Annotated in this window: 25 protein-coding genes; 6 read left to right on the top strand and 19 right to left on the bottom strand. The window is 36.3% G+C overall.

Annotated elements, in window-relative coordinates; translation table 11 throughout:
• Positions 1–25 precede the first annotated feature (25 nt).
• From ACFSQ0_RS00655 to ACFSQ0_RS00630, 6 genes are all read right to left on the bottom strand, one after another.
• Positions 26–2,422, bottom strand: coding sequence for a hypothetical protein (locus ACFSQ0_RS00655; protein WP_379042683.1), 2,397 nt, complete (start codon positions 2,420–2,422; stop codon positions 26–28).
• 50 nt (positions 2,423–2,472) lie between these two features.
• Positions 2,473–3,354: an ACP S-malonyltransferase gene (gene fabD, locus ACFSQ0_RS00650; RefSeq protein ID WP_379042680.1), complete on the bottom strand. Its 882-nt coding sequence runs from the start codon at positions 3,352–3,354 to the stop codon at positions 2,473–2,475.
• A 123-nt stretch (positions 3,355–3,477) separates the two neighbouring features.
• Positions 3,478–3,915 carry a pyridoxamine 5'-phosphate oxidase family protein gene (locus ACFSQ0_RS00645; protein ID WP_379042883.1) on the bottom strand — a complete coding sequence of 146 codons (438 nt, stop codon included), beginning with the start codon at positions 3,913–3,915 and terminating at the stop codon, positions 3,478–3,480.
• Between the two features lie 141 nt (positions 3,916–4,056).
• The gene (locus ACFSQ0_RS00640; protein ID WP_379042677.1) at positions 4,057–4,902 is read right to left on the bottom strand and encodes a fructosamine kinase family protein; all 846 of its coding nucleotides are present in this window, start codon (positions 4,900–4,902) and stop codon (positions 4,057–4,059) included.
• Positions 4,903–4,908: 6 nt separating this feature from the next.
• Positions 4,909–5,391, bottom strand: a complete 483-nt coding sequence (locus ACFSQ0_RS00635; protein ID WP_379042674.1) for a dihydrofolate reductase — start codon at positions 5,389–5,391, stop codon at positions 4,909–4,911.
• Between the two features lie 4 nt (positions 5,392–5,395).
• On the bottom strand, positions 5,396–5,848 hold the full coding sequence (locus ACFSQ0_RS00630; RefSeq protein ID WP_379042671.1) for a 2TM domain-containing protein: 453 nt from the start codon (positions 5,846–5,848) through the stop codon (positions 5,396–5,398).
• Between the two features lie 60 nt (positions 5,849–5,908).
• Between ACFSQ0_RS00630 and ACFSQ0_RS00625 the strand changes: the two genes are divergently transcribed.
• Positions 5,909–6,994, top strand: coding sequence for an aminotransferase class V-fold PLP-dependent enzyme (locus ACFSQ0_RS00625; protein WP_379042668.1), 1,086 nt, complete (start codon positions 5,909–5,911; stop codon positions 6,992–6,994).
• On the opposite strand, the gene egtD is transcribed toward ACFSQ0_RS00625, so the two are convergent.
• The 8 genes from egtD to ACFSQ0_RS00585 all read right to left on the bottom strand — a co-directional run bounded on the left by egtD (position 6,991) and on the right by ACFSQ0_RS00585 (position 15,037).
• Positions 6,991–7,971 (bottom strand): L-histidine N(alpha)-methyltransferase, encoded by a 981-nt coding sequence (gene egtD / locus ACFSQ0_RS00620; protein ID WP_379042665.1) that lies wholly within the window; start codon positions 7,969–7,971, stop codon positions 6,991–6,993. The genes ACFSQ0_RS00625 and egtD overlap by 4 nt on opposite strands.
• A 17-nt stretch (positions 7,972–7,988) precedes the next feature.
• Positions 7,989–9,155 carry an ergothioneine biosynthesis protein EgtB gene (gene egtB / locus ACFSQ0_RS00615; protein WP_379042662.1) on the bottom strand — a complete coding sequence of 389 codons (1,167 nt, stop codon included), beginning with the start codon at positions 9,153–9,155 and terminating at the stop codon, positions 7,989–7,991.
• Between the two features lie 243 nt (positions 9,156–9,398).
• Positions 9,399–9,797, bottom strand: a complete 399-nt coding sequence (locus ACFSQ0_RS00610; protein WP_379042659.1) for an energy transducer TonB — start codon at positions 9,795–9,797, stop codon at positions 9,399–9,401.
• Between the two features lie 9 nt (positions 9,798–9,806).
• Entirely contained in the window at positions 9,807–10,631 is an 825-nt protein-coding gene (locus tag ACFSQ0_RS00605) for a thymidylate synthase (RefSeq protein WP_379042656.1), read from the bottom strand.
• Between the two features lie 227 nt (positions 10,632–10,858).
• A complete protein-coding gene (locus ACFSQ0_RS00600; protein WP_379042653.1) occupies positions 10,859–12,550 on the bottom strand; it encodes a NupC/NupG family nucleoside CNT transporter in 1,692 nt (563 codons plus the stop codon).
• A 2-nt stretch (positions 12,551–12,552) separates the two neighbouring features.
• The gene (locus ACFSQ0_RS00595; RefSeq protein ID WP_379042650.1) at positions 12,553–13,185 is read right to left on the bottom strand and encodes a bifunctional nuclease family protein; all 633 of its coding nucleotides are present in this window, start codon (positions 13,183–13,185) and stop codon (positions 12,553–12,555) included.
• 100 nt (positions 13,186–13,285) lie between these two features.
• Positions 13,286–14,254 (bottom strand): electron transfer flavoprotein subunit alpha/FixB family protein, encoded by a 969-nt coding sequence (locus tag ACFSQ0_RS00590; protein WP_379042647.1) that lies wholly within the window; start codon positions 14,252–14,254, stop codon positions 13,286–13,288.
• Positions 14,255–14,290: 36 nt separating this feature from the next.
• Positions 14,291–15,037 carry an electron transfer flavoprotein subunit beta/FixA family protein gene (locus ACFSQ0_RS00585; protein WP_379042644.1) on the bottom strand — a complete coding sequence of 249 codons (747 nt, stop codon included), beginning with the start codon at positions 15,035–15,037 and terminating at the stop codon, positions 14,291–14,293.
• A gap of 161 nt (positions 15,038–15,198) precedes the next feature.
• Here ACFSQ0_RS00585 and ACFSQ0_RS00580 point away from each other — a divergent pair, with 161 nt between their 5' ends.
• The 5 genes from ACFSQ0_RS00580 (at position 15,199) to ACFSQ0_RS00560 (ending at position 22,708) form a co-directional block, all read left to right on the top strand.
• Positions 15,199–16,182, top strand: coding sequence for a pyruvate dehydrogenase complex E1 component subunit beta (locus ACFSQ0_RS00580; RefSeq protein ID WP_379042641.1), 984 nt, complete (start codon positions 15,199–15,201; stop codon positions 16,180–16,182).
• Positions 16,183–16,235: 53 nt separating this feature from the next.
• Positions 16,236–18,728 carry a DUF5686 and carboxypeptidase-like regulatory domain-containing protein gene (locus ACFSQ0_RS00575; protein ID WP_379042638.1) on the top strand — a complete coding sequence of 831 codons (2,493 nt, stop codon included), beginning with the start codon at positions 16,236–16,238 and terminating at the stop codon, positions 18,726–18,728.
• Between the two features lie 85 nt (positions 18,729–18,813).
• Entirely contained in the window at positions 18,814–19,323 is a 510-nt protein-coding gene (locus tag ACFSQ0_RS00570) for an inorganic diphosphatase (RefSeq protein ID WP_147861112.1), read from the top strand.
• Between the two features lie 109 nt (positions 19,324–19,432).
• Positions 19,433–21,670, top strand: coding sequence for a sodium-translocating pyrophosphatase (locus tag ACFSQ0_RS00565; RefSeq protein WP_379042635.1), 2,238 nt, complete (start codon positions 19,433–19,435; stop codon positions 21,668–21,670).
• A 30-nt stretch (positions 21,671–21,700) separates the two neighbouring features.
• The gene (locus ACFSQ0_RS00560) at positions 21,701–22,708 is read left to right on the top strand and encodes a phosphatase domain-containing protein (RefSeq protein ID WP_379042632.1); all 1,008 of its coding nucleotides are present in this window, start codon (positions 21,701–21,703) and stop codon (positions 22,706–22,708) included.
• Positions 22,709–22,741: 33 nt separating this feature from the next.
• Here ACFSQ0_RS00560 and ACFSQ0_RS00555 read toward each other — a convergent pair whose 3' ends face one another.
• The 5 genes from ACFSQ0_RS00555 to ACFSQ0_RS00535 are packed head-to-tail and all read right to left on the bottom strand — an operon-like array spanning position 22,742 to position 25,488.
• The gene (locus ACFSQ0_RS00555) at positions 22,742–23,419 is read right to left on the bottom strand and encodes a sterol desaturase family protein (protein ID WP_147861109.1); all 678 of its coding nucleotides are present in this window, start codon (positions 23,417–23,419) and stop codon (positions 22,742–22,744) included.
• 11 nt (positions 23,420–23,430) lie between these two features.
• On the bottom strand, positions 23,431–24,045 hold the full coding sequence (locus tag ACFSQ0_RS00550; RefSeq protein ID WP_379042629.1) for a deoxynucleoside kinase: 615 nt from the start codon (positions 24,043–24,045) through the stop codon (positions 23,431–23,433).
• Positions 24,046–24,048: 3 nt separating this feature from the next.
• A complete protein-coding gene (locus tag ACFSQ0_RS00545) occupies positions 24,049–24,819 on the bottom strand; it encodes a hypothetical protein (RefSeq protein ID WP_379042626.1) in 771 nt (256 codons plus the stop codon).
• Position 24,820: 1 nt separating this feature from the next.
• Positions 24,821–25,162: a DUF6122 family protein gene (locus ACFSQ0_RS00540; protein ID WP_379042623.1), complete on the bottom strand. Its 342-nt coding sequence runs from the start codon at positions 25,160–25,162 to the stop codon at positions 24,821–24,823.
• Positions 25,162–25,488 (bottom strand): DUF202 domain-containing protein, encoded by a 327-nt coding sequence (locus ACFSQ0_RS00535; protein WP_147861105.1) that lies wholly within the window; start codon positions 25,486–25,488, stop codon positions 25,162–25,164. The genes ACFSQ0_RS00540 and ACFSQ0_RS00535 overlap by 1 nt, the downstream gene beginning before the upstream one ends.
• Positions 25,489–25,494: the final 6 nt, after the last annotated feature.

Raw genomic sequence — 25,494 nt, 5'->3', positions numbered from 1 at the left:
AAAAGCAGCCCACGGGCTGCTTTTTTTATTCGTTATTGGTTGGTAAGGTGTTGAGTTCTATAATTTCTGAAATAAATTTACCATCGCTAGATATCCCTTCTATAAACAGATTGACTTTTCGGTTCCAGGTGTTTTCAATGAGAAAATTTGCTTTCTGCTTATTTTTATCTAGAATAAGTTGATCTACCCATTCAATAGCGCCATATTTTTTGAAAAGAGGGTTTAGGAAATCTTTAAAGGGAGGGCGATAAAATTCTTTTGCAGGATGGTATCCATTGTTGCTTACATATTCGTAAAATAAATCGTTAGAGCGTTTTCTCTCTCGGTAATCGAGTTTTGTTTTAATTTTTATAATTCCGTTAAAACCAGTTACTCCAAAACTGCTACCTTGTTTGTTAAAAGCAATGTATTCTATATCTTCCATGAATAACTGATTCAAGTAAAGATCAGCTGTTTCTGGATCCCTAACTTGAAAATTGTCAATTATTAAAAGTACTTGTCGGTCACCTTTTCCAGAGATGTTTTTTCTAATGTTAGAGAGAATTACCAATTTTCCAATATTTTGTTTAACCAAATAACCCTTTGAACGTATAAAATTAGTCACCAAAACGTGATTTTGATTTATGTCCTCGGTGTAAATTACATCATTGAATCTACGAGGTTTCTCTCTTCTGGCTTTTTTAGCTTGAATAACAATAGAATCGAGTTCTTCTGTACTAAAAATAGAATTGTTTAAATTCTTTAAAGAAAAATCAGGACTACCTTGGTCAATGGCGTCATTACTTTTCCATTGGTAATTTTTAAATGCCGTATTTTTTACCTTAACAGGAAGTATTCTTGCTGTAATTTTTGGCTTTTTTAATTTCTCAGATCTTTCATTTACAGTACCCAATGATACTTTGGCGCTATCTTGTACATATATGTTTTCAGCTATAAATTCACCGTTCGCATTTACATCAAAAACTTGTGAAAACCCTGGTGTTTTTAAAAATATAGTGGTTTTTCTGCGTTCATTATGATTGAGTAATTTTCCTTTAATAGTAAATCCATTTTCTGCAGCATATTTTAAATTTTTAGCGCCCAATTGATTCCAATCTATTTTTCTCCAACCTTGAGTACATAGCAATAAATCTATTAAATACTCTCTTTTACGGCTCGAAATATCAGGATTAAAATAATAACTAGGTTGGTCTAAATGGCCACGAACATACGGTTTTAAAACATTTGCAGAGATAATTGAGTGGGCAGGTTCATAAGCTTCGCTGGCGATTGGTAATACAGATATACTCATTTGAGCTAAAGTGTCAATATGTTTCGAACTTGTGATTTCTACTTTTAAACTATCTAATAAATCTTCTTTAACTTTCGCTTGAAGCGGAATTCTATTTACTCCAAAACTATTGTAAAAGAGACGTTCTAAAATCGGTTCAAACTGATGATTAAAAACCGTAGCCGTATTTACTCCTGATGGTAGAGCCTTTTTTGGAATTCTGATTTCTAAATTATTTCTACCATCTTCAAATCTGAACTCTTGAGAAAAAAGTTTTCCATCCTTATGAATCAAAAGATAAAAGGGTTTATTTTTAATTTTATCATACGAGGTTTTGTTAGTGTTTACTTGTATAGCCGTGTAATTTTGCGGCATAGTATTAATAGTTAGGTTTATGCCAATTGTTTTTACAATGCTTAAATTATGTTTATAGCTTGCCCCATTTTCTGTTTTGATGTGTATTGTATACTGCCCTTCTTGTGGTACAAAGTTAAATTTACTCGTACCCAATTGATTCGATTTAAAATGCAACAAAGTGTCTTTGCTTTTATTTACTAAGACGGCTGTATAATTTTTAACAGGGCTACCATTGTCGTAATTAGCTTTTAAAGCAACAACATTGGCTGTGTTTTTTAACAAATGGCCTCCCTCAGGGAAATCCTGAATAAAAATTTTAGGTTTAATAGTCTTTGTTGGTTCGGCAACAGCAATTTTTTCGTTACTAAGTATTTCCAACTCTTGGGTGTAAGAATAGTTGGAATTGAAGTTTTTAAGGTATTGCGTTGAAATTACAGCTACATATTTTCCTGGTTTAAAAATAGCTTTGTTTAGCTTTACAAAACTGGAGCCGGTACCATTTTCTATATAAATTTGATAATTGCTCAGTACACTTTGATTGTCTACATTGTATATGCTTAAAAGGGCGTTACTGGTAAGCTGTCTAGGGGTTCCCGTGTGAGAGCTATTAGCGTAAACGGTTAGCCATAAATCTTCACCTGGAAGAAACTTGGTTTTATTAAAGTGTGCGAACAAGACTTCGTAGTCGTTTTTTTCATTTGCCAGGTAATCGCTTTTTAATTGTTTAAGAGATTGAAATTGAGCAAAGCTTATTGTGGCCCAAAAAAGGGCTAAAATGAAAAAAGTAGCTTTCATAAATGTTAATTTTATGCAAAGCTACTTCTTTTAATTGTTAAAATAAAATTTTATAGTTCAGCGGCGAAGGTTGGCATCTTTCGATCTACTTTTTTAATAAGCCCCTGCAAGACTTTACCTGGTCCTACTTCGGTGAATTGTGTCGCTCCATCATTAATCATTTGTTGAACACTTTGCGTCCATTTAACCGGTGCGGTCAGCTGAAAAATCAAATTTTTCTTTATTTCATCTGGATTGGTTACTCCAAAGGTGGTTACATTTTGGTATACCGGGCAAGTAGGTGTATTAAACTGTGTCTCTTCGATAGCTTGGGCTAGTTCTTCGCGTGCTGGCTCCATCAGTGGAGAGTGAAAAGCGCCTCCTACGGGTAACAAAAGTGCACGTTTAGCTCCTTTTTCTTTAAGTGCAGCACAAGCCTCTTCTACTGCTTTTGTTTCTCCAGAAATAACTATCTGTCCTGGACAATTATAGTTAGCAGCAACTACTGTTCCTTCTATATTTGCGCAAACGGCTTCAACCAATTCATCTTCTAGACCTAACACCGCAGCCATAGTAGAGTCTTGTAGCTCGCAAGCTTTTTGCATTGCTTGCGCACGCTTAGCTACTAACTTTAAAGCATCTTCAAAACTCAAAGTACTGTTCGCTACAAGTGCAGAAAATTCCCCTAAAGAATGACCTGCTACCATATCTGGTTGGCCTGCTTCGCCTAAAATCTTATGCATTATTACCGAATGCAAAAATATAGCCGGTTGTGTTACTTTGGTTTGCTTTAAATCTTCAGCGCTACCCTCAAACATTATATCGGTTATAGAAAATCCTAATATCTTATTTGCCTTGTTGAACAAATCTTGTGCTTCGGGATATTTTTCATATAAATCTAATCCCATACCGGGATATTGAGCTCCTTGTCCTGGAAAAACATATGCTTTCATAGTCATGTTATTTAGTTGCGGCAAAAATAAGAAAAAAGATAGCTTGTAAAAATTAACTTTTTATAACGCGAAATTAATTTTCCTTGCTTTGACTTTTTTGATGACCACTAATAAGGGACTGACTTATAAATTTAGATGTCCTTTGTTTCCTATATCTTGTTTTTCACCAGTTATGCTACCCTTTGCTATTTTTAAAAAGCTAATGAATTTATTGGTTTTGGTATCCCAATAATAAGCGTTAGTAGGCGTAAACTTAAGCGCGGTTAAATTAGGATCATCTACACCATTAAACCAATTATCAGAAATACTCGTGTATAAGTCCTTTAAAATAGTATCATCCAATACAATTTCTGTTTCGCCATAAACCGATACAAAGGTATTGGCTTGGGTATCGTTGTAGATAAGTTGTGTATTTCTGGATTGAGTGATGTTTTTATTGTGCTCACTGTCACCAGGACTTAAAAACCAAATATTCCCTTCTTCGTCAATCTTTTTTTGCGTCATAGGATTAGCATGAATGGGGCGCTTATCTAATCCCGTAAGCATCATGCAAGTTTCTATTGAGTTTGTTAGTTTTTATAATTTTTCAAGGGCTTCTTGATTGTTTTTGTTTACAGTACTCATGTTTTTTCTTTAAAGTTACAATCGAAAGCGACAGTTTACTGTTTAAAAATTATTAAAAAAACGACTCTATTTGTTAATTTACCTGTATTTTGTTATTATTTCTTGGCAAGGATTGTAGTATGATTTGCCAAAAATATTTAAATGAACCAGTAAGTAATAAAGTTGCCAAATGCCTAGGTGTTTTTTCCAGCTTGTGGGCAAGGGGTAAACTTCGTGGTAACTATCTACCCAAGACGAATCAAATCCGCCAAATAACTCCATCATAGCCCAATCCATAGCACGTGGACCAAAGCAACAAGCGGTGTCAATTACACCAGGATTCCCTTTTTCATCAGATAATAAATTCCCGTGCCATAGATCGCCGTGAATCAAAGCTGGCTTTTCATCTGGAATAAGATTCTCTATATTTTTATAAAAACTGTCGAGAGCCTTAAAATGGAATCCTTTTTTACGTGCCAACTCAATTTGTGTTTCTAATCTATTATGAATGAAAAAATCGGCTGCTTTTGGCTTTTTAGCAGCGTTTAATTGTTCTAATTGCCCTATATAATTATCAAAATGCAAGCCGAATAAATCAGCCGAAGTCAAGTGAGTTAAAGCGAGTTGCCTACCAAATATTTTCCAATAATCGTTAGCCTTCATTTGGTTGGGCATATATTCCATCAAATAATAATGAGCCTGTTTTATCTTGTTAATTTGAGTGATCTGTGGCGTTTTTAATGCAGCCTTTCTTCCATAAAAGCGGAGCGAATCGGTTTCTTGTTGGCATTGCTGCAGAGCGCTTTTTCCAGTAAAGACTTTAAGCACAAATTTAACCTGATTGATGTCGGTAATAAGATAAACTCCAACTTGTTCGTTTTGGCTAATGCAAGTTTGGTTGCCTAATCTAAATTGTTCTTTTTTTGCGATCTGACTGATCAACATTGGAGTTTAAATTTTGATATAACTGGTGTAGTAGAAACTATATGCATGTTTATCGTCTGCCGGGTGGAATTTTTGTTTTGTGATTCTCCAGTTTTGTTTATTAAAACGAGGAAAAAAGGCATCTGCTTCAAAGGTGCCGTTTACCCAAGTTAACTCTAAGCGATCTGCTTTTTCTAATCCTAAAGCATAAATCTCACCTCCTCCAATTATAAAGCAATCTTCTTCTTTAGGAACTTGTTCTAGCGCTTCTTCTAAAGAATGTACCACTACCGCACCTTCTTTTTGATAGTCTTTTTGCCTAGTAATTACCAAGTGTCTTCGATTAGGCAGTGGTTTTGGAAATGATTCAAAGGTTTTTCGGCCCATTATAATATCGTGATGTGAGGTGATTTTCTTAAACCTTTTAAAATCATCTGGCAGGTGCCAAAGAAGCTCATTGTCTTTTCCTAAAGCAAAATTCTGCCCAATTGCGGCAATCATAGTAATCATAAAATTATTGATTATAGGGTTTAATGCTATCTAAATCGTCATCCTTATTAATGTCATGGGGATTATTCGTTTTAAAATGAGGTAAAGGATATTCCTTATCTACTCTTGCTTGAAGCTCTGCAATGCGCTCTTTTTGCTTGGCTACCAATAATTCTAATTGTTTATTCTCCCAATCCTTGTCCATAAACTTACTCATCAATAACACATTTATAGTGTGAATTAATAAAATGAAAAGCCATAGAACAATCGCCCAAACAAACCAGTCGACGTCAAAAAGCCTGAAATCTTTGCCAAAACCAAGAACCAAGTTTAGTAGAATGAATAGAATGCTACCTGCCAAGAAAAACACGAAGTGTCGAGATAAGTTTTTCTTTTGTTTAATGCGGTGTTGTGCATTCTCTATAAGCTGTTTTTGCTCAGGATCGATACTGGGTTTTTTTGTCGATGAAGGAGCCATAATGTTTAGATTAATTTGATTATATTCAAATGTACTATTTTTCTATATAAAACAAGAGGCATGAACAATTTAGACCAACTTTTTCCTGGGCTTTCAAATAGCGTTTATCTCAACACCCCGGCTATGGGTCTTATTCCTCAAAATGTTTATAATTATAAGAAAGATATACTTGATTTACACCTGCAGCATCCGACAAGGTATTTTGAAAATTATGATTCCCAATTGAACCAAGTAACTAATTATTTAAAACGCTTGCTACGAGTTAAAACAGGGAATATTGCTTTTACCCCTAACTTTTCATTCGGATTTCACGGGGTATTGAGTGGTATTTCACCGAATAGCAAAATTATGTTTATAGAAAATGATTACCCATCAATCACCTTAGCCGTTAAAAAATGGGATTTTCAATTTCGAGAAATAGCGCTTAAAGCGGATATCGAAGAAACTATATTTAAGGCTTTCAAAAAAGAACAACCCGATGTATTTATCTTTAGTGTCATTCAGTATTTAAACGGTTTAAAATTGAATGCTTCTTTTATAAAGAACTTAAAACAAATTTTTCCACAAACGCTATTTATAGCCGACGGCACCCAATTTTGCGGTACCGAATCTTTCAATTTTGAGGAATCAGGTATAGATATTTTAGGGGTTAGTGCCTATAAATGGCTGCACGCCGGTTGGGGTAGTGCCTTTTTTGTCTTTCGTAAAGGATTAGAAATGCGTGTGCAGCCTAAAACTATAGGCTCAAATGCTGTAAATAAAGAGAGCTCTTTGCAAGCTATAGCTCTACATAAAAAATTAGAACCTGGGCATTTAGATTTAATGCAGCTGGGTTCATTGGCGCCTGCTTTAGAGACCCTTTTTGAAATTGGGGAAGAAAAAATCTACAAAAAAATTGAGAAAATTAGTCGAACCGCAAAATCAGCCTTTGCTGAGTTGAACTTGTTAGAAAATCAAATCATAAGACAGAGCACCTCTTCTCCCATATTTAATTTGCAAATAGATACTAGAAACTTAGCCTATTTAAAAAATCAAAATATTATTTGTGCACAGCGTGGCCAAGGTATTCGTATTGGTTTTCATTATTATAATAGTATCAAAGACTTAAACTATTTGCTAAAGGCGCTTAAAAATTTACCTTATTAAGCAAATCCTGCTTTTTTCTTGAAAATATAATTTTTATAATAAGCGCGTTGATCGGTAAAAGTATTGACTATTTCTAATCCAGCTTTATTTGCAAGCCAAGCTACGGTGGCATCGTCATACTTCTGACTTATTTCGCAATGTATGCTTTCATAAGCTTCAAAATTTACGACAAGATCTAATTTTTTAATGAGCACTTGTTGCGGTTCTTGGCAAACTAAAAAACTTTTAGCAGTACCGGTTTCTGGGTTATAAGTCTCCCAATGTTTAAATTGATCTACATTAAAATTTGCATCCAACTGTTTATTGATGCGGTGCAATAAGTTTTTGTTGAATTCAGCGGTAATACCGGCAGCATCGTTGTAGGCATTAAGTATTACTTGAGGGTCTTTTTTTTGATCAAATCCCATAAAAAGCAAATCGTTTTCTTGCATAGACTTTTGAATATTCTTCAAAAAGAGGATCGCTTTCTTATGGTTTAAATTACCAATATTTGATCCTAAAACAAGAAGGACTTTTTTACGGTTTATATAACGTTTTAACCGCTTTAAAACTTTGAAATAACTTCCCTGTAATGGTTCTATATGTAAGTCTGGGAGTTCTAGTAACAACCTCTCTTGCAAGTCTTCTAAACTATGAAGGCTAATATCAATTGGTAAATAAGTGAAGTTTGCATCTGCTTTTAGCAAGCCTTCTAAAATAACTTTTGTTTTTTTACCATCGCCTGCGCCAAGTTCGATTAAATCAAACCCTGTGTTATCGCTAAAAATAGAACATAATTCTTTTTGGTGGGTGGTTATAATCTCATGTTCGCAGCGGGTCAAATAATACTCGGGCATATGCATTATTTGTTGAAATAACTTATCGCCTTTTTGGTCATAGATATATTTACTGTCGAGATATTTAGGATAGCTGCTTAATCCTTTTAAAACATCTTTTTCAAAATCGCTTTTTAAGGATTTTATTTTGTTTTTTTTCATATTTTTTAGTCGTGTTGTTATTTTGCGAGTCTTAAGCCTGTATATTGCCAGCGAAGGTAAGGGTGAAAGAAATTACGATAAGTTTTTCGCGTATGATTTTTTGAGGTGGCAATAGAACCGCCACGCAGTACTTTTTGATTAACCATAAATTTACCGTTATACTCGCCTAAGGCACCTTCGGCTTTTTTATATTTAGGATAGGGTAGGTAGGCACTTTCTGTCCACTCCCAACGATGACCCCAATTAAAAAGGTGTTGGGCTACTTCCCATTCAAATTCGGTAGGTAGGCGTAAGTTTTTCCATTGGGCAAAAGCAAAGGCTTCATAATAAGAAATATGGGTAAGCGGAGCTTGTAAATCAATGGGTTTTAAACCGGCTAAAGTATATTGGTGCCACTCATCATTTATTAAGTGCCAATAAGCGGGAGCGGTAATCTTCTCTGCTGTTAGCCAATCCCAAGCTTCGGCATGCCAGAGCAAAACGTTTTGGTATCCGCCACTATTAATAAAATCTAGATAATCTTGATTGGTAACCAATTTGTTAGCGATGAAGAAATCTTGTAAGAAAACGCGATGCTCTGCTTTCTCATTATCGTAAGCAAAATCTGTGCTAGTCTCAGGCAGACCTATTTTATATAAGCCTTCAGGTACTTGTAACCATTGCAGTGATTGATTTTCTGTGTTATTTTCGATAAAATCCTTGTCATAAGCGGGTAATAAAGGATTATTACCTAAAATATATTTTATGTCTGTAAGCAGTAATTCTTGATGTTGTTTTTCGTGATGTATTCCTATTTGAAAAACCGAATCAAGATCTTCACTTATTACATGCTGTTCTAAAAATGCGCAAATTTCTTGTGTAACATATTTTCTATAGTTGTATACCTCTTCTACGGTTGGCCGCGATAAATTACCTCGATGGGTGCGAATTACCTTTTCGCCCACACTTTCATAGTAACTGTTAAAAACAAAACCGAAATCTTTATCATAAACTTTATAATTTGGTTTATGCTGTTTTAAGATAAATTCTTCGAAAAACCACGAGGTGTGACCTAGATGCCATTTGGGCGGAGATACAAATTCAACCGGTTGTATGACATAGTCTTCGACCTGAAGCGGACTGCAAATTTTTTCAGATTGTTGCCGGGTGTTTTTAAAGAGTTGGAGTAAAGCGCGGTTTTGCATGACAAATGTGTCTTTTTAAGGTCTTTCTCAAAGGTACAATTTAAATTGAATCACAACATTGTTTATGTGTTAAGGGCTTGCTAAAACTGGCTCAATTTTAATTTGTTTAAATCCAATAGACGAAAGTTAACTCATCCATTTAAAAAGACAAAGCATTTTCAAAATTTACGAAGAAATGAATAATCAAAACCCTTATAGCTTGGCTGATTGGGTCTTCTAAGAAATAAGAAATCCGCTTTAAGCTTAAAAATTAAAAGGTACCGCGTAGCTAATTGCTCGGGGTTCGCCGTTAAGGCTTCCAGGTTGCATTTTAGGAATGCTAAGAATGATTTTTTTAGCCGCTTCCTGCAAATAAGGCTTACCGCCAGTAACCTTTTTTATAGCCGGTTCGCCTCGCTTGTCAATAACAAAACGAACTATTACCTTGCTGCCTTTATCGGCTGAGGTGTACTCTTTTGGGAAGGTGAAATTTTGTTGAATATGCTTGCTCAACATTTTGTTAAAGCAATCGGCTTTAACCTTTACTTCTTCACAGCCCGGCCAGATAGGAGCTTTTTCTTTGCTCGTAACCGTGTTGCCGCTTACCTGAGAAAAAGCAATTGGAGATGAAAGTATAAAAAGAAATAAAATAAAGCGTTTCATAGTATAAATTTAAATAGCAACCTTTGCTTTTATGCCAGGATGCGGATTGTAATCTTCTAACGTAAAATCAGAATAAGTAAATGAGAAAATATCTTTAACCTCTGGGTTAAGAATCATTTTAGGGAGCGGTTTTGGTGATCTGCTCAATTGAAGTTTTACCTGCTCTACGTGGTTGTTATAAATATGTACATCGCCAAAAGTGTGAATAAAATCTCCCGGTTCATATCCGCACACTTGAGCCATCATAAGTGTTAAGAGCGCATAAGAAGCAATGTTAAATGGCACACCCAAGAACACATCGGCGCTGCGCTGGTACAATTGGCAAGACAACTTGTTATTGGCTACATAAAATTGAAAAAATGCATGGCAGGGTGGTAATGCAGCTTTATTTTGGGCTACATTCTCGCTAAACGATAAATTAGTATTAGGCAAAACACTCGGGTTCCAAGCACTTACCAGCATACGCCTGCTATTCGGGTTGTTTTTTAACGTATTTACTACTTCTTTGATTTGATCTATTTCTTCGCCGTTCCAATTGCGCCACTGATGACCATAAATGGGCCCTAAATCACCATTTTCATCGGCCCACTCATTCCAAATTCGCACACCATTTTCTTGTAAATATTTAATATTGGTGTCTCCATTTAAAAACCACAGCAACTCGTGAATAATTGATTTTAGGTGTAGTTTCTTGGTGGTTACCATAGGAAAACCTTCACTTAAATCAAAGCGCATTTGGTATCCAAAGACAGATTTTGTACCTGTACCCGTTCGGTCTCCCTTTTGGTGACCGTGAATTAAAATGTGCTCTAATAAATCGTGGTATTGCTTCATAGCTTAATAATTTGGGCGTTCACACGCCTAAAAAAGTCGTGTGGCAGGCTTTCGTGAGTCGCTTTTTTTGTGTTTAAGGGTAAAAATAATAAATAATCACTACAAAACATCTTCAAGATGCTTAAAAAACATCGGTACAAAAAAGAGCTCCAACAATCACTCAATCCTTAACGCAAGCAGAGTTTTATAAAAATCTATAGAATAAATATAATCTTTAAAAAGCGATTTTAACCAATTATCATTCCAGCAATGGTAGCCGAAAGCAATGAAGCTAAAGTTCCTCCTATAACCGCTTTGATACCAAATTTAGATAAGGTTTCTCGTTGCCCTGGCGCTAATGAACCAATACCACCCAATTGAATACCGATAGAAGCAAAATTAGCAAAACCACAAAGCATATAAGTAGCCATAATGATTGATTTTTCATAGGTGAGGCTTAAACCAGTGGTGGCGTCTTTCAATTCGGCCAATTGAATATAACCTACAAATTCGCTTGCTGCTAATTTAATACCCAATAATTGCCCCATAAGCATAATATCTTCTTTGGCGATACCAATAAGCCACATTAACGGCGCAAAAACAAATCCAAGTACCGCTTCGATTGAGAAGCTTTGATAGGGGGTGTTTTCTGCTAAAAAAGCATTGAGGTGCGTCCACTCTCCAATTTTTCCGAAACCATAATTTACCATTGCAATAAGCGCTACAAAAACAAGTAGCATTGCACCTACATTGGCTGCTAATTTAAGCCCTTCTGTAGTCCCGTTAGCTATGGCATCTAGGATATTGGTACCTATCTTGTCTTGAGAAACTTCAACCCGAGTATCTATTTCTTCTTGTTGCGGATATAAAATTTTTGAAATAATAATGGCACCTGGAGCAGCCATTACCGATGCAGCTAATAAGTGTTTTGCAAACTGCAAACGAACTACAGGGTCATCGCCGCCTAAAAAACCAATATAAGCCGCTAAAACTCCACCAGCAACAGTGGCCATACCACCTACCATTACCAATAAAATTTCAGATTTGGTCATGCGCTCTAAATAAGCCTTAATCATTAGAGGTGCTTCGGTTTGACCTAAAAAAATATTACCGGCAACGCTTAAGCCTTCGGCACCAGAAACGCCTAATAGTTTGGTAAGCATCCAGGCCAATCCTTTTACGATAACTTGAATTACACCTAAGTAGAATAATATTGAGGTAAGTGCTGAAAAGAAAATTACTGTTGGCAATACTTGAAACAAGAAAATAAACCCGTAACTATTTACATCCATAAGACCGCCCAATAAAAATTCGCTACCAGCAGCTGTAAAATCAAGAATTTTTACAAATATTTCACCAACAAATTCAAAAGCAACTTGAACCCATTTTACTTGTAAAACCCCATAGGCTAATAACAATTGAGCACTAAGCCCAGCGCCAACGGTTTTCCAGTTTATAGCTTTACGGTTACTGCTAAAAAGAAAGGCGATAACTAGTAAAGAGAACATCCCTAGTATACCCTTCCAAAGACTTTCAATAGAGAATCCTTGACTGGGAATAGCTGTTTTTTGAAGCGGTGCTACAACAGTTTCTTTGGCTTTTTGGCGAGTAATATAGGTGTATTCTCTATTGTTTGTTTTTAGGGTGAGTAAACTATCAGATAGTTGCTTTACTCTATATTTCTGGATTTTTTCTGAATTGTTTTCGGGGATAAAGAGCAGAAGAAGGTCGTTTTGATATAGAAAATCCCCTTGCTGACTAGTTTTTAATTTTTTCTGCTGATACTCAAATAAGCCATCTTTTAAATTTAAACGGTCAATAGCTAAGCTGTCGTTTTGATGGGGGGCAAGCAATTCCCATTGCTTCTCAATCGATTGGGCGTTTATTCCTAGTACACCTACCCAGAAAAAAAGCAGGCTTATTACAATATGGCGTTTCATAATTATTGTCTTTTAGAGATCTCGTCGCGCAGTCTAGCTGCCTTCTCGTAGTCTTCTTTTTTTACCGCTTCTTCTAATTCTTTCTCGAGCTGGGTAATACTTTTATGCGCAAAATCTCCTTTTGGTTTTGAGGCAGAACTTTGTTCTTCTTCTGTGTCTTCTTGATCTTCATCAAAAATAAAATCAGCAGAGGTCGATTTTTCTTCTGGGGTTTGTTGTTCGGGTTTTAAATAAATGCCTGCTTTGTCTAAAATATTTTCATAAGTAAAAATAGGTGCATTAAAACGAAGTGCAAGTGCAATGGCATCACTGGTACGCGCATCGATAATCTCTTCAATTTTATCGCGTTCGCAAATAAGGCTGGAGTAAAACACTCCATCTACCAATTTATGAATTATGACTTGTTTAACTTGAATATCAAATCGATCTGCAAAAGTTTTAAATAAATCGTGGGTTAGTGGTCTGGGCGGTTTAATATCTTTTTCTAAAGCAATGGCGATTGACTGGGCTTCAAATGCTCCAATCACAATGGGTAATTGACGCTCGCCATCTAGCTCGCTTAATAGCAATGCATATGCGCCGTTTTGGGTTTGGCTGTAAGATATTCCTTTTATGGTTAATCGCACTAAACTCATAGAATTTGCAATTTAAATGCTTTTCAATAAAAAAGCGGTCTAAACAAGGACAAAAACCTATTTAGACCGCCCTTTAAATAGGGGCACAATTTATAAAAAATTATGCGTTATTCGCTTTAAATTCTTTTAATTTTTCGGTTAGCTTTGGTACAACTTCAAAAGCATCACCTACAATACCATAGTCTGCTGCCTTGAAAAATGGAGCTTCTGGATCATTGTTGATAACTACTTTAGTTTTAGAAGCGCTTACTCCTGCCAAGTGTTGAATTGCTCCAGAAATACCAATTGCGATATAAAGGTTAGAGGCTACAGGTTTACCGGTTTGCCCTACGTGCTCACTGTGAGGTCTCCATCCCATATCACTTACGGGTTTAGAACAAGCTGTTGCTGCGCCTAAAACATCGGCTAAGTCTTCAACTAAATTCCAGTTCTCAGGACCCTTTAAACCACGTCCGCCAGAAACAACAACTTCGGCATCTGCAATGGTTACCTTGTCGGTAGCTTTGTCTACGCTAGCTACTTCTATATTGAAATCTTCTTCTTTTAAGTTGGGAGAAAAACTGCTTTCCTCGGCTGCGGCCGAATTTTCTTTTAAGCCATAGGCGTTTTTAGAAACCCCGATAATTTTTTTATCGGTAGTTATGGCGGTATGATTAAAAGCTTTGTTGGTAAAGACACTACGTTTTACTGTAAAACCATTTTCAGTTTCAGGTAACTCTACCACATTAGAAGCATAACCTGCTTCTAACTGAACAGCTAAAAGTGGTGCAAGATACTTGTCATTTGCAGTTTGACCTAATACTACAACTTCAGCGCCTGCTTCTTGTGCGGCTTGCGCAATAGCATCCGCGTAAGCTTCGGCGTTAAAAGTTTTTAATTTATCGTTCTGTATGTGTAAAACCTTAGCTACGCCATAATCCCCTAAAGCCTTTATGTCTTCGGCATTAAAGGCAACTGCAGTAACATCTGTTCCCATTTTTTCGGCAACTCCTTTAGCGTAAGAGGCTGCTTCAAATGAGGCTTTTTTAAATTTTCCGTTTTCGGTTTCGGTATATACTAAAATTGACATGTTTTTAATTTTTTAATTCAACAATCGCGCAGGGCCTTATATTACTTTTGCTTCGTTATGCAATAGGTCTATTAATTGGTCAAGATTATCTTCTTCAATGATTTTAACCTCCCCTTTTGGCGCTGGCTTTTCAAAGCTTTTAGTTTCGGTAAAGCTTTCGGTAGAACTTGGTTCAACTACGTTTAAGGGCTTTTTTCTGGCCATCATAATGCCACGCATATTTGGTATTTTTAAATCGCTTTCTTCAACAAGACCTTTTTGTCCTCCAATCACTAGCGGTAAACTGGTTTTTAACGTTTCTTTCCCCCCGTCAATTTCTCGAATGGCGGTGGCTTGGTTTCCATCTATCTCAAGGCTTACACAGGTATTTACAAAGTTAGCTTTTAAGATTTGAGCCATCATTCCAGGAACCATACCTCCGTTATAATCAATTGATTCTCTTCCTGCAATGATTAAATCGTAATTGCCATCTTGAGCTACTTTAGCCAGCTCTTTAGCTACTTGGTAACCGTCTAATGCTGGTGTGTTTACGCGAATGGCGTTGTCTGCCCCAATGGCCAAAGCCTTACGTAGTGTAGGCTCTGTTTCTGGTCCGCCTACGTTTACAACGTCTACGCTAGCTCCTTGTTTTTCTTTGAACCACATGGCACGGGTCAATCCGAATTCGTCATTTGGGTTGATTACAAATTGAACTCCATTGGTGTCAAATGCGGAATTATTGTCAGTAAAATTTATCTTTGAAGTAGTATCAGGTACGTGACTTATGCATACTAAAATTTTCATGCTTTCAAGTTTTTTTAATTTATGCGTTGCGAATATACAAAAAAACTGTAAAAAATACTATGCACGCATAGTAAAAATTTAATAAAATGCAGTAGTTTTATGACGTAGATATACCTACTTTTGCTTTTTAAGACAGAACACGAAATAAATTGTAATAGATTATGAGAACAATACAATTCAGAGAAGCGATTGCCGAAGCTATGAGTGAGGAAATGCGTCATGATGAAAGCATTTATTTAATGGGGGAAGAAGTAGCAGAATACAACGGTGCATATAAAGCTTCGAAGGGAATGCTTGATGAATTTGGGCCAGAACGCGTTTGGGGTACCCCAATCTCAGAGGCTGGTTTTAGTGGTATTGGTGTAGGCTCTACCATGACAGGTACAAGGCCTATTATAGAGTTTATGACCTTTAATTTTTCGCTGGTAGGAATAGATCAGATTATCAATAATGCGGCAAAAATTAGACAAATGTCTGGCGGGCAGTTTAATTGCCCTATAGTTTTTAGAGGACCTACAGCTTCGGCGGGTCAATTAGCAGCAACACACTCTCAGGCCTTTGAGAGTTGGTATGCCAATTGTCCTGGTTTAAAAGTTATTGTTCCTTCAAATCCTTATGATGCAAAGGGACTTTTAAAGTCGGCTATTCGCGATGACGATCCGGTTATTTTTATGGAAAGCGAGCAAATGTATGGTGATAAAGGTGAGGTTCCAGAAGAAGAATACACCATTCCAATCGGGAAAGCAGATATTAAAAGAGAAGGAGAAGATGTAACCATCGTTTCTTTTGGGAAGATTATAAAAGAGGCTTATCAAGCGGCAGAAGAGCTAGAAAAAGAAAATATTTCTTGTGAGATTATCGATTTGAGAACGGTACGCCCTTTAGATTATGAAGCAATCATCAAATCCGTAAAGAAAACCAATAGATTAGTTATTCTAGAAGAAGCTTGGCCTTTTGGTAATGTTTCTACAGAGATTACTTACCACATTCAAGAAAATGCTTTTGATTATTTAGATGCACCAATATTAAAGATTAATACCGCAGATACTCCAGCGCCATATTCACCGGTTTTGTTAAAAGAATGGTTACCAAATAGTGAAGACGTTGTTAAAGCTGTGAAAAAAGTTTTATATAAAGACGCATAAATAAATTATAGATTTATATTTGAAACTTCATCTTCAAAAGATGAAGTTTTTTTATGGCTAAAATCACAGTTTTTTTATGCTGTTTGTGTACTGTTTTTACTTATGCACAAACAAAGGTAGGGGGTAAGGTAACCGATGAACAGGGTGAGCCTATACCTTTTGTAAATGTTGTGTTTGCCAACTCTAGCGAAGGTACTATAACTAATGATGACGGTACCTTTTATCTGCAATCTGAAAACACATATTCTAGCGTAGTGTTCTCTTTCGTAGGCTTCGAGACTAAATCGTTAACCTTAAACAATGCCGTTAACTATAAGCTAGATATCGTGTTAAAAGAGGAGGCCAGTGCATTATCTGAAGTGGTCATTTATCAGGGAAAAACCTCAAAAAAGAACAATCCTGCTATTGATATTTTACGTAAAATATGGGCCAATAAACGTAAAAATGGCGTTAAACTTTTTGATCAATACCAATACAAAAAATACGAAAAACAAGAATTTGATCTAAATACTATTGATAGCAGCTTGATTAAAAGTCCAATTTTTAAAGGTATGGAGTTTATCTTTAAAGAAACAGACACCAATGCGGTAACTGGTAAAACCTATTTGCCAATTTTTTTAAATGAGGCCGTGTATCGCGTTTATGGGGATAATAAATTAAACAAAGAAAAAGAAATTTTGCTTGGCAATAAAAATTCTGGTTTTAGCGATAACCAAACCTTAATTGCCTTTGTTAAAGATTTGTATGCCGAGTATGATGTTTATGATAATTACCTTAAATTTTTCGATAAAAGCTTTGTTAGTCCGCTTAGCACAACAGGTATTGATAACTATAATTACGTCTTGGCCGATAGTGCCTTTGTAGATAATAAGTGGTGTTACAAAATTGTCTATTATCCTAGAAGAAAAAATGAACTTACTTTTAAAGGTGATTTTTGGGTAAACGATACTACTTGGGCTATTAAAAATATCAAGTTGCAGGTGACTAAAAGCGCCAATATAAATTGGGTCAAAGAAATTTATATTGAGCAAGATTTTAAGGTATTGAATGATTCTGTATTCTTGATTACACGAGATCATTTTATGTCTGACTTCTCCTTGAATAAAAAGCAAGAATCACGAGGTATATATGGCAAACGTACCACATTGTATGACGAGTATGTTTTTGACCAAGAGAAAGGAGCGCAATTTTACAAATACCAGCCGCAATATTATAACGATCACGTTTACAATCGTGAATCTAGCTTCTGGGAAAACAACCGTTTGGAGGAGCTAAACAAAGATGAGCGCCAAGTGTACGTAATGTTAGATACGCTTAAAACCGTAAAAGCTTTTCAGCGATTGTATAATGTGGGCTCTATTTTAGCCTCAGGTTATGTTGAATTTGATAACTTCGATTTTGGTCCCATTTTTTCCACCTTTGGCTATAATGATGTCGAAGGCTTGCGATTGCGTGTAGGCGGACGTACCTATTTTGGCAGGAACGATCCTTGGCGAATCGAAGGTTACACGGCTTACGGATTAAAAGATAACAAATTTAAATACGGAATTTCGGGAAAATGGTTGCTCGATAAAAAGATGCGACTTATAATTGCTGGGGGTAACCGGCGAGACGTGGAGCAATTGGGGGCTAGCCTTACTAATACCAATGACGTTTTAGGGCGTAGCTTAGCTTCTTCATCGTTAATTACAATAGGGGCCAATACTAGTTTAACCAATATCAATCTAACTACGGCCGCACTCTCTTTTGAGCCTTTTAAAAATTTTAATGTTCGCTTTGGCGGATCTTTTCGTACGCTCGAATCGGCATCAAATCAATTTAGTTTAGCCTACTTTACGGATGAGGCTAGAACACAGGTTGAAAATAAAACACGCCAAACGCAATTTTCAACCATGTTAAAATACACTCCCAAACGCAAAACAACAGGTTATGGTGTAGAGCGGATAGTGGTGAATGATGGTGATTATCCTGAGTTGTTCATGAATTATTCATTAGGTTTAAAAGATGTGCTTTCAAGCGATTTTGATTATAAAAAATTGCAGTTTTATTACAGACATCCTTGGCAGTTAGGGGGCTTTGGTAAACTAACCACCACCTTAGAAACAGGAAAAACCTATGGTGAGGTGCCATTGAGTTTACTTAATGTGGTGCCTGGAAATCAAACCTTATTTTCTATATACGGCAGTTTCCCGCTTCTAGATTTTTACGAGTTTGTAACCGATGAGTATGCGAGTTTGCACATCGAGCATAACTTTAACGGTCGATTTTTTAGCCGAATTCCCGTGGTGCGCGACTGGAACTTACGAGAAATTATTAGTGTACGAGGAGTTTATGGTACACTATCGCAAGCCAATCGAGATTTAAACGCCAGTACTTCTAACCCTATTTTGCTGGCTCCAGATCAAGATCCTTATTGGTCTTGGAGTGCGGGTATAGGTAATATTTTTAAAATCTTTCGAATCGATTTTCATTTCCGTGGAAACTATTTTCAGAACCCAGAAGCACGCTCTTTTGGAGTTACGGGAGCCTTCGGTTTTTATTTCTAAAAAAGTACTACAGAACGAGTTATATTTCTTAAATTTGCAATCTTGAATTTTTTGAAATAAATCTAATTTTTAAAATAAACGAAAAATGACCTTTGATGTATTGATTGAAATCCCAAAAGGGAGCAGAAATAAATATGAATACGATTTTGAGTTAAAGAAAATTCGTTATGACAGAATGATATTTTCATCAATGATGTATCCTGCAGATTACGGTTTTGTTCCTGAAACATTAGCATTAGACGGAGATCCATTAGATGTTTTAGTTTTGGTTACCGAGCCTACTTTTCCAGGCTGCGTAATGGAAGTTGCTCCTATTGGTGTATTTCATATGGCCGATGAAAAAGGTCCCGACGAAAAAATTATATGTGTACCAGTAAGCGATCCTATTGCAAACAAAGTAGATGACCTTTCTGGATTAAACCCTCACTTAATCAAAGAGATTGAGCATTTCTTCCGTGTGTATAAAGATTTAGAAGAGAAGAAAGTTGATGTAGGCGGTTGGGGGGATGCCCAAGAAGCTAAAGAAATTGTACGTAAATGTGTAGAAAGATTTAAAGAAAGTGATGTGCCAACAGCCGAAGTAAGTATTAAATAACAGTATAATTTATATTATTAAAAAAGCAGCATTTTGTAAAAAGTGCTGCTTTTTTTGTTATTTATTAAAAAGAAAAACTTAGATTTAGTAAATTAAAAATCAATAATTTATGAAATCTTTGGTCTTTTATCTACCTATTTTGTGTGCTGTTTTAGGTATTGTTTTTATGCTATTTAAAGCCGTTTGGGTTAAGAAACAAGCACGAGGAGATGCAAGCATGCAGCGCATTTCTAAGAACATTAAAGCAGGTGCTTTGGCTTTTCTTCACGCAGAGTACCGTTTACTATTAATTTTTGTGATAATTGCCGCAGCGGCCTTATTTTTTGTCTCCACGCAAGTAAGTTCAACTCATTGGATGATTGTTCCTGCTTTTGTTATAGGAGCTTTTTTTTCTGCATTAGCAGGAAACATAGGAATGCGTATAGCTACAGAAGCCAATTCTAGAACCGCCGAAGCAGCCAAAACAAGTCTGCCTAAAGCTTTACAAATTTCGTTTAATGGGGGGACAGTTATGGGATTAGGCGTAGCAGGCTTAGCAGTCTTGGGACTAAGTTTATTATTTCTTTTTTTTATCAACCAATTTTTAGGAGCTACAAGCAGTTTTTACTACGATATGACCCTTGTTTTAGAAACCCTAGCAGGATTTTCTTTGGGAGCCGAGTCTATTGCCTTATTCGCACGAGTAGGCGGTGGTATTTATACCAAAGCTGCAGATGTAGGTGCCGACTTGGTGGGTAAAGTTGAAGCTGGAATTCCCGAAGATGACCCAAGAAACCCAGCTACAATTGCCGATAATGTTGGCGATAACGTAGGAGATGTGGCAGGTATGGGTGCCGACTTATTTGGTAGCTATGTAGCTACCGTTTTAGCGGCTATGGTATTGGGTAACTATTTGATTCGAGATATGTACATCTCTACTAACTTTACAGACGATTTTGGTAATATGGGTCCCATATTACTACCACTACTAATTGCAGGGGTTGGTATTCTCGCCACAATTTTAGGAACTTTTGTAGTAAGAATAAATACGAATAAGGCTAAAGAACCCCAAGTTCAAGCCGCTTTAGATCGTGGCAATTGGATAGCTATAGGTATTACGCTACTTGCTACTTGGTTTTTGATAGACTGGATGCTTCCCGAAACGCTTGAAATGTTGTTTTTTGGTAAGGGAATGCAACGCATACCTGCAACGCATGTTTTTTGGGCAGCAGTAATTGGGCTGGCAGTAGGAGCACTTATCTCGGTGGTTACGGCATATTATACCAGCCTGGGTAAAAAGCCAGTTATGAGTATCGTGAAAAATAGTGCCACAGGAGCGGCCACTAATATCATCGCCGGTTTGGCTGTAGGAATGAAATCTACTTTTGCTTCCGTTTTGCTTTTTGCGGTAGCTATTTTCGGCTCTTATGCGCTTGCGGGATTCTATGGTGTTGCTTTGGCAGCTTCGGCTATGATGGCAACAACAGCTATGCAATTGGCAATCGATGCATTTGGTCCCATTGCCGATAATGCTGGAGGAGTTGCCGAAATGAGTCAATTACCTGCACAAGTAAGAGAAAGAACAGATATTTTAGACTCTGTAGGAAACACAACTGCTGCCGTAGGTAAAGGTTTTGCAATTGCTTCGGCTGCCTTAACTGCCTTGGCACTTTTTGCGGCATATGTCACCTTTACAGGTATTCAGGGTATTAATATTTTTAAAGCAGATGTTTTAGCCACTTTGTTTGTAGGCGGTATGGTGCCTGTAGTTTTTTCGGCACTAGCTATGGAGTCGGTAGGGAAAGCGGCCATGCAGATGGTAAAAGAGGTGAGAAGACAGTTTAGAGAAATACCAGGAATTTTAGAAGGTACAGCTGAACCCGAACACGCAAAATGCGTCGCTATATCTACGCAAGCGGCTCTAAAAGAAATGATTTTACCAGGGGTATTAACACTCATAACTCCTATACTAATTGGTTTATGGCTGGGAGCAGAACCGCTTGGTGGGTATATGGCAGGGGTTTGTGTTTCGGGAGTAATGTGGGCTATTTTTCAGAATAATGCTGGTGGAGCATGGGATAATGCTAAAAAATCTTTTGAGGCAGGTGTGCTTATCGATGGTAAAAGAATGTTTAAAGGTAGCGATGCACATAAAGCGGCCGTGACAGGAGACACGGTAGGCGATCCTTTTAAAGATACTTCTGGCCCTAGTATGAACATTCTTATTAAACTTACATGTCTTGTAGGCTTAGTTATGGCACCTCTAATTGCCGAAGTACAGCATGAAGAGCCGCGTAAGGCTCAATTAGACAAAAACTTGAACAATCAAAATGAAAATATTATTTTGGTAAAAACAAAATCCAATTAGGCGGCAATTTGCGTTTTAAAATATATTACTTTGAAACAACTTCTTAAATTTCTTCGGTTGTCTAAACAAGTCGATCACTTGTATATTCAGTCGTTTTCAGGTTATGCTTCCGCGGATGGCTTAAGGGTGGCGGGAAGAGTGTTAAATCATAAACCAAGAAATAGTAAAACAGATATTTCACCTTCTGCTTGGCGGGCTAGTTTTGCCAATTTTAATACCTATGAAATTGAAAATGTTCAAGTAACGCTTTGGTATAATGGGAAACCTGTAGCTTGTTGTTTAACCAATAGCGAAGGTTACTATTTTTTTGACGTGCATGTGCCGTGTGAGACAATAGATGAAACCCAAACAAAATGGCTGCCCTATAGAATACAATGCGTGTATCAAAAACTTGCCCAAGAGAAGAAATGTTGGTTTTTACAGCCTAATTCTAATTTTGATTATGGAATTATTAGTGATATAGACGACACACTTATTCATACGGGGGTGAATTCCTTTTTTAAATGGGAGCTAATTAAAAATTCTATTTTCACCCTAGCAGAAGAAAGAGTTCCTATTGACTATGCGAGTCAATTTTATCAAGCATTACAAAACCAATCTAAAGGGGTAGATCGGCCATTTTTTTATTTAAGCAATAGTCCTTTTAATTTATTTAGTTACTTACACGCTTTTTTACGCATTCATAATTTCCCTAGAGGGGTATTGCTATTACGGGATTTTCCTAACCTTTGGCAGCAAATGTTTAACCGGGAAAAACCGCATAAACAAAAAGAAATTTTACAAATTTTAAATATTTTCTCAGACAAGTCTTTTGTACTCATAGGCGACAGCGGTGAGCATGATCCTAGTATTTATACAGAAATAGCTCAAATGCATCCTAGCAGAATTAAAGCTATATTTTTAAGGCGAGTAAAAAGTAAATCTAAAATGAGGCTCGCCAGTCGCATTGTAAGTAAATTTAAATCCACTCCTGTGGTCTTTTTCTCAAATGGAGAAGAAGCTATCATTGCGGCAAAAAAAATGGGCTTAATTCAATAAAATTAAGCCCTATAAGGTAATTTATCAATTAATTTAGGTTGTTTCTGGGTCTATATAAACATTGGTTTTTTGTTTTCTTTTAGCTTTAATATCCTTTCTGGGCATAGTGCCAAAAATATGATCCCAAAGGGTGGAAGACACTCCGAAAGCTCGGTCTGGTTCACGGTAGTGATGAATGCTGTGATGGTGCCATAAAACCTTTAAAAAGTTATTGGGTACCTTAAAAGCATGAACCGAATAATGTACCGCTAGATATGCAGCATAGCCCATTAAAAAACCAGCTAGAAAGCCAAAAACAAATTCACCTAAAAACACGCGGTACACAATAAAGAGTACTGTGGCGATAATCAGGCTTAAAACCGGTGGCATGGCCAACCTAGACTTGTCTTTTGGGTAATCGTGATGTACCCCGTGCATGGTATAACTAATTTTCTTCTTTCGTTCGCTTGTAGCAGGAATATGATATAAGTATCGGTGCATGATATACTCAATAAAAGTAAAAAAGAATAATCCTGCAAAGAACAATAAAACCATTGTAGGGGTTTCAAATCCTTTTTCTACAATTCCATAATAGATAAGAGCCGCAGAAATTACCGAAAAGATAATCAAGGGCAAAGAAATATGGGTGTGCGTTAATTTTTCTAAAATAGGATTTTTAAATAATTTAGGTGATCCTTTGTGCTTAGGTCTTTTTAATTTTGTTGATTCCATAGGGCTGTTATTTAAAAGAGACCGTTGATTTCGGCATCTATTTTATTAATAATTTCTCCAAGATCTTCAGGGTTGTCTACAAAGTTAATGTTATCTACATCAATAATCAATAAATTGCCTTTGTCGTAAGTCGCAATCCAAGCTTCATAACGTTCATTAAGTCGGCTCAAATAATCAATAGAAATGCTGCTTTCATAATCTCTTCCGCGTTTATGAATTTGAGCAACAAGATTGGGTATACTGCTACGCAAATAAATCAAAAGATCTGGTGCCTCAGTAACGCGTTCCATCAAGTTAAATAACGAACTATAATTGTTGAAATCACGATTGGTCATAAGTCCCATTGCGTGTAAGTTGGGAGCAAAAATAAAGGCATCTTCATAGATGGTTCGATCTTGAATAATGTCTTTTCCGCTTTTGCGGATATCTAAAATTTGTCTGAACCGCGAGTTCAAGAAATAAACCTGTAAATTAAATGACCAGCGCTCCATTTGATTGTAAAAATCTTCTAAATACGGATTTTCTAATACATCTTCAAATTGCGCTTCCCAATTAAAGTGTTTGGCTAAGAGTCTGGTTAGGGTTGTTTTTCCCGCGCCTATATTTCCGGCTATGGCTACGTGCATAGATTAGTCTGTGTTTATTTGGTAATAAATTAGTTTGTTTTGCTTGTAAATATAAAGGTTTTCCTTACTCACATAAAAATCTTTAACGTCATTTTCATAAAGATCAAGTTCTAAAACCTCCTTAGTTTTTAAGTTTAAACGATAAAAATTACCTTTTGCATATGTATACAAATAATTGGCTGTAGCCATAAGTTGCTCAGTACCTTTAAAATAAAATTCTTGGGTGATGTTTCCATAGACATTTAAAACCCGAATTTTATCTTCTTGGGCCTCAAAAAAGTGCGTTAAATTTGCCGTATAAAGCGCTTGGTTTGATAAAATAGGAGGCGACTGGTGCAAGGTTTTTTGCTGGGGGTAATTAAAAAAATCAAGAATACCTTGTTCAGTATTTACCAGCCATAAACTATTGTTTTGAGCGGTGTAAGCCGCATTTAAAATCCGTAAAGGCGATAAGTTGTTAAAATTGATTTGTGTTATGGGATTCAATTGATTGTCTAATATAACCACCGTGTTGAAGTCTTGATAAAATAAGCTAATGCGTAGCGGATTGCTAATATCTACATGGCTTAAATCTCCCAAATTCAAATTAATGTACTGTTTTAAGTCATTTGGGCTTTTTTTATAAAAAACTTGGTCTTTTATAAAATAATACCGATCAAATGCATCTACTCCCACAAATTTATCCGCTTTAAGCGGACTTAATAAAGTGCTTTCTTGTTTTTGTGCATGAAGTAAATTAATGCTTAGTACAAAGAAAAATAAAATCAATTTCATCTTACAAAAGTACTTTAAAATCCCAATTATAGCTCCATAAACAGTCGATAGCATCTGTAAAAAGATGAAAGCTTAATCCAATTGCAAAAGTTTTTATCATTTTATTTTTCGCTAAAAAGGCTACTAACAAGTACAATGCCCATGCCCAATAAGTATGCAGCAGGTGGAAATTAATACTGCAACGCTTTGGATCAAATATAGGATCGGCTAGCAGATGGTCTAAATCGACTAACATACTAGCTAATAATATTAAATAAACTTGCTTAATATTATTCTTATCTATTAAATAAGCGATGAGAAAAATAAAGCCAAAATGTAAAAAGTAGTGGGTGAAAGTTTGCATCAATCTGGCTTTTCTATATCGTCTTCATCGGGTAAAAGTAAATCGTTGAGGCGGCGTTCTAAAGATATATAACGGCCAATACCAATCAATAAGAAAACCACGCAAATAAATAGTGCGATATACCCAATGATTTTTAAGTTGGTGTATTCTTTTACTTGTAGTAGGGCTATGCCACCTAACAATAGGTACAATGAGGCTCTGATATAAGATAACAAGGTGCGCTCATTGGCAAGTTTGGTTCTTTCAAGCGCCAAATGTTCGCGCAAGTTTTTTTCATCGGTAATGCGAGGTTTAAACGGGTTATGTAATTTTAATCGCTTTTTCATGATAGT

Origin of the sequence: Mesonia sediminis, from assembly GCF_042684705.1 — a bacterium.
GTDB classification, from domain to species: domain Bacteria; phylum Bacteroidota; class Bacteroidia; order Flavobacteriales; family Flavobacteriaceae; genus Mesonia; species Mesonia sediminis.
Note: the sequence above shows the minus strand (reverse complement) of the source record. Positions and strands in the feature narration are given on the sequence as shown.